Annotated in this window: 16 protein-coding genes and 1 pseudogene; 11 read left to right on the top strand and 6 right to left on the bottom strand. The window is 71.0% G+C overall.

Annotated features, from left to right (window positions below; all coding sequences use genetic code 11):
• Window positions 1–1141: 1141 nt before the first annotated feature.
• Window positions 1142–2212 (top strand): FUSC family protein, encoded by a 1071-nt coding sequence (locus tag FHS34_RS36910; RefSeq protein ID WP_184973867.1) that lies wholly within the window; start codon window positions 1142–1144, stop codon window positions 2210–2212.
• 239 nt (window positions 2213–2451) lie between these two features.
• Here FHS34_RS36910 and FHS34_RS36905 read toward each other — a convergent pair whose 3' ends face one another.
• Entirely contained in the window at window positions 2452–2988 is a 537-nt protein-coding gene (locus FHS34_RS36905; RefSeq protein ID WP_184973865.1) for an allene oxide cyclase barrel-like domain-containing protein, read from the bottom strand.
• A gap of 107 nt (window positions 2989–3095) precedes the next feature.
• Between FHS34_RS36905 and FHS34_RS36900 the strand changes: the two genes are divergently transcribed.
• Window positions 3096–4010 (top strand): LysR substrate-binding domain-containing protein, encoded by a 915-nt coding sequence (locus FHS34_RS36900; RefSeq protein WP_225817779.1) that lies wholly within the window; start codon window positions 3096–3098, stop codon window positions 4008–4010.
• Between the two features lie 166 nt (window positions 4011–4176).
• Here FHS34_RS36900 and FHS34_RS36895 read toward each other — a convergent pair whose 3' ends face one another.
• Window positions 4177–4791 (bottom strand): SUKH-4 family immunity protein, encoded by a 615-nt coding sequence (locus tag FHS34_RS36895; protein ID WP_184974007.1) that lies wholly within the window; start codon window positions 4789–4791, stop codon window positions 4177–4179.
• A 253-nt stretch (window positions 4792–5044) separates the two neighbouring features.
• Here FHS34_RS36895 and FHS34_RS36890 point away from each other — a divergent pair, with 253 nt between their 5' ends.
• The 4 genes from FHS34_RS36890 (at window position 5045) to gap (ending at window position 9050) form a co-directional block, all read left to right on the top strand.
• A complete protein-coding gene (locus tag FHS34_RS36890) occupies window positions 5045–5761 on the top strand; it encodes a helix-turn-helix transcriptional regulator (RefSeq protein ID WP_184973863.1) in 717 nt (238 codons plus the stop codon).
• 32 nt (window positions 5762–5793) lie between these two features.
• Window positions 5794–6327 (top strand): DUF3291 domain-containing protein, encoded by a 534-nt coding sequence (locus FHS34_RS36885; protein ID WP_184973861.1) that lies wholly within the window; start codon window positions 5794–5796, stop codon window positions 6325–6327.
• 672 nt (window positions 6328–6999) lie between these two features.
• A complete protein-coding gene (locus tag FHS34_RS36880; RefSeq protein ID WP_184973859.1) occupies window positions 7000–7956 on the top strand; it encodes a GlxA family transcriptional regulator in 957 nt (318 codons plus the stop codon).
• A 95-nt stretch (window positions 7957–8051) separates the two neighbouring features.
• Window positions 8052–9050: a type I glyceraldehyde-3-phosphate dehydrogenase gene (gene gap, locus FHS34_RS36875; RefSeq protein ID WP_184973857.1), complete on the top strand. Its 999-nt coding sequence runs from the start codon at window positions 8052–8054 to the stop codon at window positions 9048–9050.
• Between the two features lie 166 nt (window positions 9051–9216).
• On the opposite strand, the gene FHS34_RS36870 is transcribed toward gap, so the two are convergent.
• From FHS34_RS36870 to FHS34_RS42035, 3 genes are all read right to left on the bottom strand, one after another.
• Complete coding sequence (locus tag FHS34_RS36870) at window positions 9217–10125, bottom strand: GlxA family transcriptional regulator (RefSeq protein WP_184973854.1); 909 nt, start codon at window positions 10123–10125, stop codon at window positions 9217–9219.
• Window positions 10126–10135: 10 nt separating this feature from the next.
• Window positions 10136–10735 (bottom strand): cysteine hydrolase family protein, encoded by a 600-nt coding sequence (locus FHS34_RS36865; RefSeq protein WP_184973852.1) that lies wholly within the window; start codon window positions 10733–10735, stop codon window positions 10136–10138.
• A gap of 134 nt (window positions 10736–10869) precedes the next feature.
• The gene (locus FHS34_RS42035; protein WP_225817780.1) at window positions 10870–11850 is read right to left on the bottom strand and encodes a phage baseplate protein; all 981 of its coding nucleotides are present in this window, start codon (window positions 11848–11850) and stop codon (window positions 10870–10872) included.
• A gap of 457 nt (window positions 11851–12307) precedes the next feature.
• On the opposite strand from FHS34_RS42035, the gene FHS34_RS36855 reads away from it, so the two are divergent.
• From FHS34_RS36855 to FHS34_RS42955, 4 genes and pseudogenes are all read left to right on the top strand, one after another.
• On the top strand, window positions 12308–12706 hold the full coding sequence (locus tag FHS34_RS36855; RefSeq protein WP_221509964.1) for a hypothetical protein: 399 nt from the start codon (window positions 12308–12310) through the stop codon (window positions 12704–12706).
• Window positions 12707–12803: 97 nt separating this feature from the next.
• Window positions 12804–13043: pseudogene (locus FHS34_RS43585) on the top strand (class I tRNA ligase family protein); the annotation flags it as partial.
• A gap of 167 nt (window positions 13044–13210) precedes the next feature.
• Window positions 13211–13711, top strand: coding sequence for a class I tRNA ligase family protein (locus FHS34_RS42960; RefSeq protein WP_225817781.1), 501 nt, complete (start codon window positions 13211–13213; stop codon window positions 13709–13711).
• Window positions 13680–13919 (top strand): hypothetical protein, encoded by a 240-nt coding sequence (locus FHS34_RS42955; protein WP_225817782.1) that lies wholly within the window; start codon window positions 13680–13682, stop codon window positions 13917–13919. The genes FHS34_RS42960 and FHS34_RS42955 overlap by 32 nt, the downstream gene beginning before the upstream one ends.
• Before the next feature lie 80 nt (window positions 13920–13999).
• On the opposite strand, the gene FHS34_RS36845 is transcribed toward FHS34_RS42955, so the two are convergent.
• Window positions 14000–14440 (bottom strand): VOC family protein, encoded by a 441-nt coding sequence (locus FHS34_RS36845; protein ID WP_184973848.1) that lies wholly within the window; start codon window positions 14438–14440, stop codon window positions 14000–14002.
• A 123-nt stretch (window positions 14441–14563) separates the two neighbouring features.
• On the opposite strand from FHS34_RS36845, the gene FHS34_RS36840 reads away from it, so the two are divergent.
• Complete coding sequence (locus tag FHS34_RS36840; protein WP_184974003.1) at window positions 14564–15211, top strand: adenosylcobinamide amidohydrolase; 648 nt, start codon at window positions 14564–14566, stop codon at window positions 15209–15211.
• Window positions 15212–15631: the final 420 nt, after the last annotated feature.

The following is a 15631-nucleotide window of genomic DNA, read 5'->3' as shown; positions in this document are numbered from 1 at the left end:
TCGCTGCCGTCGTGGACGGTGCCGTGTTCGCCGCGGGTGCGGCCACCGCCGCGTGGTTCCCCGTCACGCTGGTTCTGCTCGCCGTGCTGGTCTTCCTCGCCGCGGCGGGCTCGCGCATACATCCGGTGCTGGAGCGGCTGGGTACGATGCCGGCCACCGCGCTGCTCGTCGCCGCGGGCAGCGCCGCCACCGGGGCGCCCATGTCCGGAGCGAGTGTGCTGGTCCTGCTCGGAGGCCTGTGGTACGCGGCGGCGACCGCGGTACTGACGCCGCCCGCCCGGATGCGGGACGTGCTCGGCCCGCTCGCTCAGCCCTACCGTCTCATCGGCCGGTCCTTGGGCAGTCTTGCCGCCTGTCCGTCGGCTGTGTTTCCGGCGGATACGGCCCGCCCGCATCCCGCTGCCGCGCTGCGCAGGGCGGAGGGGGCGGCGCGCGAACTTCGCGGCCCGCGTGGCAGTGAGCGCCTCGCGGATCTGGCCGACCCGCTCGTGGGCCGTGCCGCCGCTCTGGCAGACCTGACGGTCGCGCTGGCCGCGACCGGTCCGCCCCCCGCCGCCGTCCGCATGCCTTGCACCGCGGTCATCCGTGGCGCAGAGCAGCAACTCCAGCGCCTGGTGGACACCCTTACCCGTCGCCCCTCGACGGGTGCGGAGAACGACCCGGACACGGCCCAGACCGCGCAGAGCACCCGGGCCGCTCTGGCCGCGCTCGAGGCCGCTTGCGACCGCATGCGTGCCCAGGTCGCCGCCGGCGCCCTGCCGTACGCCGACTCGGCCCGCGCCGGCCGGCAGCGCCACCTGCTGATCCGTATCACCACCGCCATCACCGCCGCCCAACAGGACGCCCGCGCCCTGCTCGCCCTGGCGACGACCCGGCTTCCCCCACCCCCCACCGCCCGCCCACCGTGGAGGCCGCACCGCCCACCACCCGGGCCACCGCACTCCCCGTCACACCCGCAGCGCCGCCCGCCGCGGAGGCCTCCGCACCCTCCGCCGTGCCGCCCACCACGGAGGCCGCGCCACCGTCCACACCGGCCGCGCCACCCTCCACACAGGCCCCCGCTCACACCGTCACGCCCGCCTCCGTCCCCGCCGCCGCGTCGGCGTTCCGCCGGTCGGCCCGCTTGCGTGGCCTCCGCTGGATGCGCGGTGCGCCGGCCCTTCCCGCGAGCACCTCGCGGCACGCCTTGCGCACCACCACGGTCGCCGGTGTGGTGTTCCTCCTGACCCAGGCGGCCGCGCTGTCGCACGGGGAGTGGGCGACCCTGGCCGTACTGCGGGTGCTGCGTCCCCAGTACGCCGTCACCCGCGAACGTGTAGCCCAACGGGTGATCGGCAACGTCGTCGGCGGTGGGTGCGCCGCGGTGCTGATCGCCGTGGTGCACGAGCCGGCCGCTCTGTGTCTGATCCTGTTCGTGCTGATCAGCGCGGGATTCACGCTGCGGCCGGTCAACTACGCCTTCTGGGTCGTCTTCGGCACCCCGTTGGTGCTGCTGATCGGCGATGTGTCCCACCCCGGGGACTGGCTGGACGCGGCCGTGCGGATCGCCATGACCCTCCTGGGAACGAGTGCGGCCCTGCTCGGCAGCCGCTTGCTGTGGCCCAGTTGGGAACACCCACGCCTTGCCGCGCACACCGCCCACGCGGCCACGGCCACCGCCGCCTACCTGGACACCGTCCTCGGCTCCCTGGGCCGCCCCACCCGCCGGCCGGACGCGGCAACGACGCGCGGCGCCGCGGAGAAGGCACTCGCCCAGGCCCACACCACATGCCAGAACGCGCACCGCGAACCCGGCCACGACCCGACCGCGCTCGACGACGCAGCCCGGCTCCTGTGGACGCTGGACAGACTCGTCGTGCTGACCGCCGCCCTGACCACGCACGTCACCCCGCGCACGGCTCGCATCCCCGCGCTCGCTTCCTACACCGGCCACGCGACAGCGGCCCTGTCCGGCAGGCACGCCGGACAGACGGCCCGCCACCTCGACGCCCTCACCGACGACCTGGACGAGATGTCCCTCTACCTCGACGACCTCCACACCCGCCGCCACCGGGAACTGGCCGCCGGGTGCACGGGCGAGACCCGGTCGCGTGCCGCGATCCGCGAGGACGGCCCCGTGATCGAACTCCTCGCCGCGATCGCCGCCGTCCTCGGCGAGACACGCACCCCTCCGCGGGCGGCCCCCGGATCACCCACCGCGCCCCCACCCTGACCAGCGCCACCGAAATGACGACGGCGCGAGCCTGGAAAAGGCCCGCACCCACCCGCGCCCGCGCCGACGGTCCACTCCCACCCGCGCCAACGGCCCCCACCCCACCCGCACCGGCGGCCCCTACCCGCCCCTGACGGGGTCGGTTTCCGCCCGGTCGGCAACCGGCTGCTCGCCGCCGTCTGACGGGCGCCGACTGACGCCGGGCGCCCTGACACCAGGATTCGGGTTCACGTCACCCGTCAGTGCAGGATCTCGGCCCGCATCCGCTCGTTCGGCGTCGCGATGTCCCAGTAGCGGGCAGTGCCCCGCGCGTCGCCGTAGATGCCGGTACCGCCGGTGATGGCCATGTCGAGCACGTCCGTTCCGCTCGCCCAGAGCGACTGCATCGTCAGCGAACCACGCTCGAGTTCTATGGTGATCAGGCACTGCGTCGTCCGTTCTTCGCCGTCGATGTGGACGACCTGGCACGACCCGCCCCCACGCCCGGCCCTGCGGCCGTCCTTCATCGCGGTGCCCGAGTAGACGTCCATGTCGCCCAGGCTCGGTCCTGCCGGGCCGAGATCGTTGGCCGCGTACTGATCGTTGTGGATGCTGAGTTCGAGGACCTCGACGTGCCCTCGCTCCGCGGTGTCGGCATCCGCGCTGCCGACGGCGCCCACGCCGGCCACGGCGGCGACCAGCGATACGGCGAGGAGCCTCTTGAGTGTCGCTCGGGTGGTGCTGTTTCCCCGGACCTTGCGCTGCCCGGCAGCAGATCCCGGACTGTCGGTGGCCATGGCGGATCCTCCTGACTGTGATCTCCCTGTGCGAACACCTCGACGCTATGACCAGAACGTCATGCTGTCTAAGATCAATATCGCTATGGAGTCATGTTCGTGGAGGCATGATGGAGCTGAACTCGCTCAGGCAGTTCCTGGTCGTGGCGCGACTGGAGCACCTCAGCCGAGCGGCCGACGAACTGCACGTCGCACAGCCGTCGCTGAGCCGGACCATCGCCCGCCTGGAGAACGAACTCGGCGCGCCCCTGTTCGACCGGAGCAGCCGACTTCGGCTGAACGACGCGGGCAGGCTCTTCCGTGATCACGTCGAACGAGCCCTCGGGGAGCTCCAGGCCGGACAACGCGCCGTCGCCGAGGCCACGGCCGAGGGCCTTGGCACCGTGAGACTGGCGTCGGAGACCTTCCTCACCCTCACCGGCCCGCTGGCCGCCTTCAAGCGCGCCCATCCCGGCGTCGAGCTCGAACTCCACTGGTCGCCGGCCGAGGACATGGCCCGCCTCCTGCGGGCCCGGCAAGTCGACCTGTGCGTCGCTTCGCAGCCGGTCCACGGCGAGGGCCTGACGACAGCGCACCTGTTCGACGAGGCGGTCGGAGTGGGCATGCCACTTGACCATCCGCTCGCGAGCCGTACGTCCGTGAGCATCCGCGAACTCGCCGACCAGCCCCTCATCACCGCCCGCGAGGGGCACTGGCTGCGCCGGCTGCTCGACCGGCTCTTCGCCGCGCGAGGTCTCACCCCGAAAATCGTCTGCGAAAGCGACGAGCACAGCGCTATCGCGGACCTGATCAGCGCCGGGCTCGGCATCGGTCTCGTCCCTTCCTTCGCCCGGCGCAAGGCCGCGGCCGTCCCCGTCGCCTGGATCCCCGTCGACAGCCCCGACTGCCGTCGCACGGTAACCCTGTGCTGGGGTGCCGGCGGCCACCTGTCGGCCGCCGCCCGGCTGATGCGCACCACCATCACCGGCTGGGACTGGAGCACCGGCGAACCCGAGCGGAACGCGCCGGCCCCGGGCCGGTAGCGGATGTTCGCCCCCGCTGCCGGCCGCTGCCGGGCATGGCCGCCCAGGCCGGCCCGCCCCCTGGGCCGCGGCAGGGGAAGGCCTTCCGGACGCGTTCGCGCGCCTCACACCCCCTCGCCTCACACCCCCTGCGCACCGCGTGCACCGCGCGGTTCGGCCGGCCCGCTCACCCGTAGAGCGAGCGGGCTCCCGGGCTGTCGCCCTTGAAGCGCTGGCCCGCGGCGATCTCCTCGCCGACCACCGACCAGGCGGTCTCGTCGTCCTGGAAGGGGAGCGGATCCATGCTGCTCGTCGCCTCCCGGATACGCTCCACCTCGCGCTCCAGGCGTTCGAAGCCGGCTTCCTCGTCGCCGTCGTCGCCGAAGGTGAACTCCTCGAGCAGGCGCTGGAACCGGAGGGTGACCTGGACCAGGGATGAGACGTCCGTGTGGAGTTCCTGCACGGTCTCCCCGTCGGCGTCGAAGGCGTGCACCTTGCCGCTACCGGGGTCGAGGGCGAGGTGCGCGTTGAGCAGCCAGCCGATGACGGGCCAGTCCCCCGCGCCTTCGGCGGCGTCCTCGAAGTCCTCGATGTGGACGACGTCCTGGACGCGGGGCAGGGAGCCGTCGTCCCCGTCGGGCTGACGCAGCAGCAGCGTCCCATCGGGGACGCCGACGGTCTGGAGGAGGCGGGCGCCCTCGGTGTCCGCGGTGGAGGACGGGAAGGCGGTCGCGGGGATGGTCGCGAGCCGGTCCTCGCCGAAGATGTCGGCGAGTTCGCTGCGGGTGACGTCGAAAAGCACTGCCGGAACTCCGAACTCGCTGGTGGCACGGGCGCCGTGGAACTCATTGCGGGCGGAAGCGGTCACGACGACGGCGTTGCGGATCGAAGCGCTCCCGGCGACTCCGATTCTGCCCCGTACCCTCACCCGCCCTCCTGCGGGTTCCCCCTTCTCGTACCAGGCACCGAAGGGACGGACCCGAAGGCGAGTACCGTCAGGCGAGGCCGCGTCTCGTCCTTCTATCGCGAACCTGCGTTGTTCCTAGAATGGCCGGATGGAGGACATCGAGGCGATCGCGGCGTTGCAGGATCCGGTCCGGCGCCGTCTGTACGAGTACGTGGTGGCACAGGGCCGTGAAGTCGGCCGCAACGAGGCTGCCGAGGGGGCCGGGGTGGCGCGTACACTCGCCGCGCACCACCTGGACAGGCTGACCGAGGTCGGGCTGCTGGAGAGCGGCAGTCGCCGCCTGACGGGTCGCTCGGGGCCGGGTGCGGGCCGTCCCGCCAAGGTGTACACACGGGCGCGGGGTGAACGGGCGGTGTCGTTGCCCGCCCGCGACTACCGCACCGCCGCCGAACTGCTCGCCGAGGCCGCGGAGCAGGCCGGGCTCGACGCCGGGCTCTGCGCGGCCGCACATCGTCGGGGCGAGGCCCTGCGTGGCTCGGCGGCGCCCTGCGGCGGCCTCGAAGACGCCATGGCGATGCTGGCCGCCCGCGGCTACGAACCACACCTGGAACGCGCCGCGGGTGTTCAGGACGCCGAGGGCGCCGAGGGCGCCGAGGCGACGACCGGAGAGGCCGCGGCCGTCGTGCGTATGCGCAACTGCCCCTTCCATGCCGTCGCCGAACGCTTCCCGCCGCTCGTCTGCGGCATGAACCTCGCGCTCCTGGAAGGGCTGTTCGGCGCGGACGGTGCCGTCCGCGCCCGGATGGACGCCCGGCCGGGGGAGTGCTGTGTGGTGGTCGAGAGCTCTAAAAACAATATTGATTGACATAGAAAGTGGCCGGGTGCTGAGATGTGGCCATGACCGCATCCGTGCATGACGCCCACCTCGCCCAACTCAACGTCGCCACGCTGCTGCACCCCCTCGACGACCCGCGCACAGCGCCGTTCGTCGAGATGCTCGACCCGGTCAACACCGCCGCCGACGGCACGCCCGGCTTCGTGTGGCGTCTCGTGGAGGAAGGCACGGGCGACGCCACCGCCCTGCGGCCGGCGGGCGAGAACGTCATCGTCAACCTGACGGTGTGGGAGACGTCGGAGGCGCTGTGGGACTTCACGTACCGCAGCGGGCACCTGGAGGTGATGCGGCGGCGCCGCGAATGGTTCGAACGGCACGTCGAGGCACACCTGGTGCTCTGGTGGGTCCCCGCGGGTCACCTCCCGACCGTCGACGAGGCCCTGGAACGGCTGGCGGACCTGCGGGCCAACGGGCCGTCCCCCCGCGCGTTCACCTTCGCCTCCTCCTACACCGCCGCCGAGGCCGCCCAGCACCTTCAGGCCGTGCCACAGGGTCAGCCCGGGGCCCGTCCGGCCGGTCATGACCTCTCGCAGTGACGACCGAGCGCTTCTCGGCGCAGGCCGGTGACCGCGTGTCCTCTCCCGGGCCCCGACGGATCGCGATCTCCACGGGTGAGTACGCGCCGTCGGCCCGCTCCAGTTCGTGGTCGGACGCCGCCACCAGATCGGGGGCGAGGGTCAGCCCGCTCGCCCCGTCCCCCCCGGTACTTCTCCAGCACCTTCGGCACGTCTAGGTGTGAACCGACCCGGATCCGGCTCGGGGCGTTCCTCCTGGCCGACCTCGCTGAACAGGAAACAGCATCAGCAACGCCCGGCCGGGAGTTGGGTGCGGCGGCGAACGGCCCCTCGGCCATACCGGCCACCCAGTGCACGGGCCGCGTCCACGTCGCCGGATCGTCCGGGTCGCAGCCCGTCTCCCGCCACAGCAGCCGCGCGCAGTCCGCGGCGCCACGGCCCCTTCCAACTTCACGAAGCCGTCGCGGAGGAAGAGGGACACCAGGTCGTTTCATCCATGCCCCCAGCGTGCAGCGGCACCGGTCCCGATCACCCGACAGTTTCCGCACCGCCTTTGTCGGGTGTGTTCCCCGCCGCAGAACGCGTTGCGGAACGGGGCGTCAGGCCATCGCGAGAGCCACGCCGCGCGTGCGGCCTCCTCGCCCGGTCCACACAGCGGGCGTATCGGAGTCACGCCCCACGTAACCTCGTCTTGTGCCAGCCACTCGCCTGCATCGCGTCGCCGTCCTCGTGCTCGAAGGCGCGAAGCCGCTCGACGTCGGAATTCCCGCGCAGGTCTTCACGACCCGCGCGAGCATGCCGTACGAGGTGAGGGTGTGCGGGGCGACACCCGGTCTCGTGACCGGTGGCGACGGCCTGTCGTACTACGTCGCCCACGGTCTCGACGCACTCGCATGGGCCGACCTCGTCTTCGTCCCCGGCTACCGCTTCCCGGACCGCGACGACCCGCCGCAGACCGTCCTCGACGCACTGATCGCCGCCCACGCACGGGGCGCCCGGCTCGCCGCCATCTCGACGGGCGCCTTCGCGCTCGCCGCCACGGGCCTGCTCGACGGCAGACGCGCCACGACGCACTGGCACTACACGCGGGCACTCGTGACCAGACACCCGCTCATCCAGGTCGACGAGAACGTGCTGTTCGTCGACGAGGGCAGCGTGCTCACCTCGGCCGGCGCCGCCTCCGGCATCGACCTGTGCCTCCACATCCTGCGCGGCGACCTCGGGGTGGCCGCGTCCAACCACGCGGCCCGGCGCCTGGTCGCGGCCCCCTACCGCAGCGGCGGCCAGGCCCAGTACGTGCCGCACAGCGTCCCCGAGCCGCACGGCGAGCGCTTCGGCACCACACGCGAGTGGGCGCTGCACCGGCTCGGCGAGCCCCTCACCCTCGACACACTGGCGCGGCAGGCCGGGGTCTCGCCGCGCACCTTCTCCCGGCGCTTCGTCGAGGAGACCGGCTACACGCCGATGCAGTGGGTGATGCGCGCGCGCATCGACCTGGCCCGCGAACTGCTCGAACGCTCGCAGCGCAGCGTCGAACAGATCGCCGCCGACGTGGGCCTCGGCACCGGCGCGAACCTGCGCCTGCACTTCCAGCGCATCCTCGGCACCACACCGAGCGAGTACCGGCGCACTTTCACCCGGGGCGAGTAGCACTTGGCGGGATCCTTTTGAACCATGGCGATCCCGCCACTGTCCGTGGCGCGAGCCGCGCGCGAGCCTGGTGGCGAAGGGAAGGGACCTCACTCATGACTCGCATCGCCATCAACGGATTCGGCCGCATCGGACGCAATGTGCTGCGCGCACTGCTCGAGCGCGACAGCGACCTCGAGATCGTCGCCGTCAACGATCTGACGGAGCCCGCCACGCTCGCCCGGCTGCTCGCCTACGACAGCACGGCGGGCCGGCTCGGGCGCCCGGTGACCGTCGACGGGGACGTCCTCGTGGTCGACGGCCGTCGGATCAGGGTGCTGGCCGAGCGTGAACCGGCGCAGCTGCCGTGGGCCGAACTCGGCGTCGACATCGTCCTGGAAGCCACCGGCCGCTTCACCTCGGCCAAGGCTGCCCGCGCCCACCTCGACGCGGGCGCGAAGAAGGTGCTCGTCAGCGCGCCGTCGGACGGCGCCGACGTCACGCTCGCGTTCGGCGTCAACACCGATGCCTACGACCCGGCCGTGCACACGATCGTCTCGAACGCCTCCTGCACCACCAACGCGCTCGCGCCGCTGGCCGCCGTCCTCGACGAACTCGCCGGCATCGAGCACGGGTTCATGACGACGGTGCACGCCTACACGCAGGAGCAGAACCTGCAGGACGGTCCGCACCGCGACGCCCGTCGCGCCCGGGCCGCCGGCGTCAACATCGTGCCGACCACGACCGGTGCCGCCAAGGCGATCGGCCTGGTGCTGCCGAACCTCGACGGCAAGCTGTCGGGCGACTCGATCCGCGTACCGGTGCCGGTGGGCTCGATCGTCGAACTCAACACCGTCGTCGCCCGCGACGTGACGCGCGACGACGTGCTGGCGGCGTACCGCGCCGCGGCGGAGGGGCCGCTCGCCGGCGTCCTGGAGTACTCGGACGACCCGCTCGTGTCGTCCGACATCACGGGCAACCCCGCCTCTTCCATCTTCGACTCGGCCCTCACCCGCGTCGACGGCCGCCACGTCAAGGTGGTCGCCTGGTACGACAACGAGTGGGGCTTCTCGAACCGCGTGATCGACACGCTCCAGCTCCTCGCGACCAGCTGACCGGACGCCGGGGCGCCGCGGCCTCTCCGGCGACCGCTCCGGTCGACCACGCCGGGACGACCGGGGCGCTCAAGCCACAGCGGCCGGCCCCCGGCCGCCGGGGGAAGATCCCACTGCTCGGCTGTGCCGCCGGCCCGGGCACCGTCCTGGCGTGCGCCGCTCCTGCTCAGTGCTCGCGTGCTCGCAGGCGGCGCAGCATACGGGCGTCCGCGAAGCCGACCGCGCCGGCGGCGGCATCGACCGTGGTGCCGTGACTGATGAGGTGCTCGGCGCGTTCGAGACGGAGAGTTTGCTGGTAGCGCAGTGGGGTGAGGCCCGTGGCGCGGGTGAAGAGGCGGGTGAGGGTACGGTCGCTCACCCCCACGGCCGCGGCCAGTGCGGACAGGGGCAACGGCTGGTCGAAACGGGCGTCGAGCAGGTCCTGGGCGTGGTGCACGGTGTCGTCGAGGTGGGACCGGTACCGGAGCATCGCGCTGGCCTGCGGTTCATGGCCGTTGCGCCGCGCGTAGACGACCATGTCGCGGGCCACCTGGGCGGCGACCGCGGGCCCGTGCCGGGTGGCGATCAGATGCAGGGCCAGGTCGATGCCGCTGGCGATACCGGCCGAGGTGACCACCCGGTCGTCGGCGGTGTACAGGACATCGCGAACGACCGTCGCCCTGGGGTAGCGGCGTGCGAGCTCGTCCTGCACATCGTGGTGAGTGGTGCAGCGGCGGCCGTCGAGCAGGCCGGCACGGCCGAGCGCCTCGGCTCCGGCACAGACGCTCGCGACGGTCCCGCCCCTGTCGTGGTGGTCCCGGAGCGACCGCAGGAAGGCCGCGCCGATGGCGGGACTCCCGGCCAGGGTGCGCGCCCGCCAGCCGGGCACCACGATCAGGTCCTCGGGGCCGAGCTCGGGCCAGTCGAGCCGGGCCACCAGGGGCAGGCCCTGAGCGGTGGGGAGCAGCGCCTGCTCGGCGACGTAGCCCAGTGTGTAGGGGTGCCCGAAGTCGGCGGCCGTGGAGAAGGCCTGCGCGGGGCCCGCCAGGTCCAGCAGATGGACTCCGGGCACCAGGAGGAAGACGATGTGGCTCACGATCCGGTCATCATGCCCGAGGACCGGCCGAGTCCTCCAGTTGTCCGACGGTGGTGATGGTGGCGAAGCGTCCGGCCAGGGCGTACTCGGTGCGCCTGATGATCTCGTCGGCGCCCAGTGTGCGGGGGTCCGACAGGAGTTCGGCGACGCTTTGGCCGGCGGGAGCGTCACGGTGCGGGATGGGGTTGGTCGCGGTGGCGTCGACGACGAAGGTGACCAGGTAGCCGAGGTCGCTCGCGACACGGGTGGTGGTCTCGACGCACTGCTCGGTTCGGATGCCGCAGACAGTGAGCTCGCGGATGCCGCGCTCGGTGAGGAGCTGCTGCAGGTTGGTGGTGGTGAAGGCGTTGTGCGACGTCTTGTGGATCAGCGGTTCCCCGTCCTCGCGCCGCAGCTCGTCCATCAGCCGGACATGGCCGAGGGCGGGGTCGAAGACATCGCCGCTGCCGGGCTCGGCATGCAGCACCCACACCACCAGGTCCCCGGCCCCGCGGGCGAGCCGGACCAGTCGGTCCACCTGGTCGGCGATCTTCGGGTTGGAGATGGTCTCCCACAGCGGGCGGGCGCGGAAGGATTCCTGGACATCGATGACGATCAGTGCTCGGGTCATGCCCCGAAGCCTGACCGACGGGGCCGGAGCGGCGACAGGCCTCATCGAGTCCGGGTACGGACCGATCCGGTCACAGGAGGAACGTCCAGCCGGACGCGTGGCACCGTGTGGTCCGTCCCGACTCGCCCGGCCGGTCAGACGAGGAGGTCCTTGTAGTAGAAGCTGGCCTTCTTGTCGGTCAGGCTGAGGGATTCCTCGGATCCGAAGCCCAGGTGGAGGCGGGCCGCGGTGGGGTGGCTGGTGTCGGGGATCTGGATGGCCAGCCCCTCGGGCTCGCGGTAGAAGAGGCTCTTGCCGGCATTGCTCAGCCGCCGCTCGTAGACCGTGCCGTTCCAGTCGATGGAGGTGACATAGGTGTTGCTGGTGCTGGTCTGCACACCGTTCTCGTCGTAGCTGTAGGCGTCGCCGTCGAGGGTGTACAGGTACTGGCCCATGGACGTGTAGCCCTGGAAGGTCGGGCCGGTGAGCACCGAGGGCTGGGTGATGGTGGCCAGCGGAGTGAAGGTGCCGGCCTTGAACGAGGCCAGGTCGTACAGGCTGAACTTCCAGGTGCTGCCGTTGGCGCGGTAGCGGTGGACGATCCGGTTGGTGACGGGGTCGATGGCCACGCTGTTGTGGTCGGAGTCGGCTACCGGGGTGTAGCGGGTGACCTGGGGCGAGTCGGGCCGGATGACGGTGCCGTTGGCGAACTTGAAGCGGGCGATCTTCGTGCCGTAGCCGTTGTTCTGGCTGTCGGGCACGGAGTCGCTCTCACTCCACAGATAGGCGCTGCTGCCGGAGGGCTCCACGCCGATGGACACGCCGTGCCCGAAGCCCTTCAGGTACATCCGGCCGATGATGCTGCCCTGCCAGTCCAGGCGGGTGACGCACAGATCGCCGTTCTTGGATCGCTCCCCATCGGTGTAGGCCTGTGACTCGCCGGCCAGCATGCGGCCACCCTGCACCAACTGGGCGGTGTACAGGTGCTTGTTGGTGTTGTCGAACGCGAACGACTGAAGGATCCGCCTCTCGTTGAGCAGGATCTCCCGGAACCATTCGTCGGAGGAGTCGGTGAGGTCGAAGCGCTTCGACGCGGCCACGGCCGCCGACGCCGTACCCGTCTGGGCGAGGGCCACGGACCCGGTTACGGCAGCCGCCGCCAAACCGCCGACGCGCTGCAGGATCTGGCGTCAACTCAGGTGGCTGGGGGTCTCACGCTTCATCTGTCTTCCGGCACCTTGCCTCGGGATGACACGGGCACCGATGTGCGCCCCTTGTGTGCATCTTGTGTGTGTCGCAGGGATTGAACCACTCTCAACGTCCCCTGCGCCAACGGGGTTTGCCCAGGTCGTGAGCCAGCTCATCGAAGGTTGCAAAAGGGAATGCAAAATGACCTGCGTGGAGGAAGGGTGAAGAGGTGGCTTCACCGCCCGTAAGTTACTGGCCAGTTGTCCGAATGTGATCGCGTGCCGTACTGTCTTGCTGCCCCGGCGGCCCGAGCCGCCTTTCGGGCCATCAATTCGACCTGGCGGGCGGTCTGATTCCGCCCTGCCCTGAACATTGGGGGGAACTATGGGTTTTCCTACACCTCGGATGAAGAAGGCGCTGGTGACCGTGGCGGGGGCCGCGGTGCTGGTGATCGGCGGACAGGGCCAGGCTTCTGCGTCCTCTGACATCTTCGTCAGCTACGGCGCGGGCAGCGAGGGCTACTGGACCGCAGACCCGTACCGCAACCTGACCGGTGACACCGTCATGGCCTGCGACAGCAACAAGGACGGCTGGGGTGTCCAGGCCGAGCTCGACATCAACCCCAACCCCCTCAGCCCCTACGACTTCAGCGCGGACCGCATCGCCAGCACGCGCGGCCACGACTCCCCGTACTGCGACAAGGAGTCGGGCAACCTCAAGGAAGACACCCCCGTGGCCCTCCGGGTGTGCCTGGTGAAGGGTTCCGAGAAGAAGTGCACGCTGCCGAAGTACGGCAGCGCCTGACCTTCCCCTCGTACGAACAGGGAGCCGGCGCTCATGGCGCCGGCTCCTTCCGCGGCCACCTAAGGGACCGCGGTGCCCGGCCCGGCCAACCCACTGCGTGGGCGCCGTAGTTCTGATCCTGCTCCAGCCCGGCAACTGCTCTGTCCTCGGCGCCCCCTGCCGTGGCTGCCGTGAGGGGGGCGAAAAGCTCGTCCAAGCGGACACCTTGGCCCGTCACCATCGCCTGCGGGGCGAGCGGGTCCGGCTGCTGAGCGGAACCGACGACAACTCGCTGAAGAACGTCCTGGCCGCCGAAGCGGCCGGCGTCGACGTGCAGTCGTTCGTCGACCGCAACGCCGACGCGTTCGCCGCAGAACAGTTCTACACCCCTGACGAACTGGCCGACGGACGGTGTGGCGAGCACGGCACCGAACCTCAGCTCGTCGCGGAAGAGAACTGGTTCTTCCGGCTGTCCCGATACGCCGACCGCCTCCATCAGCTGGTCTCGACCGGTGAACCGTCTACGTGTGGTGGGACGCACTCGGCAACTACGTCACCAGCCTCGTTTTCGGCACCGATGACACCGCCTACGACCAGTGGTGGACCACCAGCGAGCGCCGCGTCCACCTGGTCGGCAAGGGAGTGGTGCGCTTCCACGCCGTGTACTGGCCGGCCATGCTGCTGTCGGCCGGGCTCCCGCTGCCCACCGACATCCTGGTCCACGACTGCGTCACCGTCGACGGCCGCAAGATCAGCAAGTCGGGGGGAACCACCGTCGACCCGGTCGCGCTGGCCGCGAGCCATGGCACGGACGCGGATTTCGCCGGAGGACTGGGTAACCTCGTCCACCGCATCGTGACCATGATTCACCGCTTTCGCGGCGGCATCGTCCCCACTTCCGCACCTGACGAGTCCAGTGGGCCGGCACTGCTGGACGTCTTCCGGCGTGCCATCCGCGCCGTCTGGGACATCGTGGAGGAAGCCAACCGATGCATTGACCAGGCCATGGGAACTGGCCCGGGATGAGCGGAAGGGCGACAAGGAAGCGGCGAAGCGGCTCGACGCCGTCTTCGTCACCCTGGTCACCGCATGTCTGGTGCTGGCCGATGAACTTCTTCCCTTTGTCCCGGATGCCGCGACGCGGATCACCGAACGGCTGACAGCGGTCGAGGGGCGTCTGCCCGCGGCAGAGCCGCTCTTCCCTCGCCTTCGGGAGGCCACACGACCGGCGTGACGCCCGGTGCTCCATGCCTCTGGCCGCCCCCGCACAGAGGGCCGTGCACGAATCAGGACGCGGGCCGCCTGCGGTGGCCTTCAGCTGAGCTGCTCGGCGAGTCCGACGACGATGCCCTCGGGGCCGCGGACGTAGCAGAGTCGGTAGATGTTCTCGTACTGGACGATCTCGCCGACGAGTTCGGCACCCTGGTCCCGCAGGCGGGCGACGACATCCTCGATGTCGTCGACGGCGAACATGATGCGGCGCAGGCCGAGCGTGTTCGCCGACGCGTCCTCCGGTTCGGGAGTGAGGGCCTTCGGCCGGTGGAACTTCGCCAGCTCCACTCTCCCGTGGCCGTCCGGGACCCGCAGCATGGCGACGTCCTGCCGGACGTCGTCGAGCCCGATGACACGCTCCGCCCCGCGCCATTCGAGTGGCCCCCTACCCTCCAGCTCCATGCCGAGTTCGACGAAGAACGCGATGACGGCATCAAGGTCGTCGACGACGATGAGGACGTTGTCCATCCGCTGGAGCGTCATGCTGGGTCTCCTTCACGTGGCACGGCCACGGTAGCGGCCGTGGCGGCTTTGCGTACGATCACCGGGTCCCCCAAGCCCTTTGAGGAGTCCCGTCCTGTGACCGTGATCCCGCCGCCGCGCACCATGACCGGCGTGCTGCCGCTCCAGCTGGTGACCCGTGTCGAGGACGGCGAGCAACTGCACGCCCTGCTGTGGCGGGCGGGTACCGGCTGGCAGATGATCAGCAGCGCCGTCCTCGGCGGCGGAATCGGGAAGCGGGCCTGGGTCCTCAACGCCCAGGTCTCCCACGGCTACCGCCGCACCGACCCCGCTCGCCACCTGGCCGCCCTCGCCCATGACGCCGGCGCGCACGGCGCGGGAGTCGGCCTGATGACCGCGGCCGACGTCCAGGCGCACGGCCGCGCGCACGATGGCGGCGCCGAAGCGGTCGCCACTGTCGGACTCGGCGTGCGCGGTTGGGCCGCCTCCCCGGCCAGGGGCACGACCTCGCCGGCAGCGCCGGGGACGATCAACATCATTGCCGCGCTCCCGGTGGCGCTGTCCGACGCAGCGCTGGTCAACGCGGTCGCCACGGCCACCGAAGCCAAGGTGCAAGCCCTCCTCGACGAGGGCTACGACTGCTCCGGCACCCCCACCGACGCCGTCTGCGTAGCCGCGCGTATCCCGTGTCCCGGCGAGGAGGTCCAGGAGTTCGCCGGGCCCCGCTCCCTGTGGGGCGCCCGACTGGCACGGGCCGTGCATGCTGCCGTACGCACAGCGGCCAAGCCCTGAGCCCTACGCACAGCGGCCCCCCTCACCTGCTCGGCCACGCCCAGGGACACGGCTCACCGAGGCTCGTAGGCGGTGCCCGGCACAGAGACCGTTGTCCGCTCGGGCAGCAGGTCTCCGTCGTCCGACTCAGCGCGGCTCAAGTGGCCCGCGGCGATCACTGCCGGACCACTCGGCCCGCCACCGAACACTCTGGGCCCGCACCGGGTCATCTTCACCGTCGACGACATCGGCGACACGATCACTCGCCTGCTGTCGGAGGAGAGAAAAGAGTTCAGTGGCCAAGGCCCTGACCTCTTTCCTGCACAGCTGGGATCGGGAAATGCGCAGTCGGGTAGCCGGGTCACGTCGCCGTGACCCGGCCCCCTCAGAACCGGACGTGCCAGTCATCCCGGCATCCGGCTCAAGCAAGCCCCACGGGCT

Source organism: Streptomyces echinatus, assembly GCF_014203595.1.
In the GTDB taxonomy this organism is placed as follows: domain Bacteria; phylum Actinomycetota; class Actinomycetes; order Streptomycetales; family Streptomycetaceae; genus Streptomyces; species Streptomyces echinatus.
Note: the sequence above shows the minus strand (reverse complement) of the source record. Positions and strands in the feature narration are given on the sequence as shown.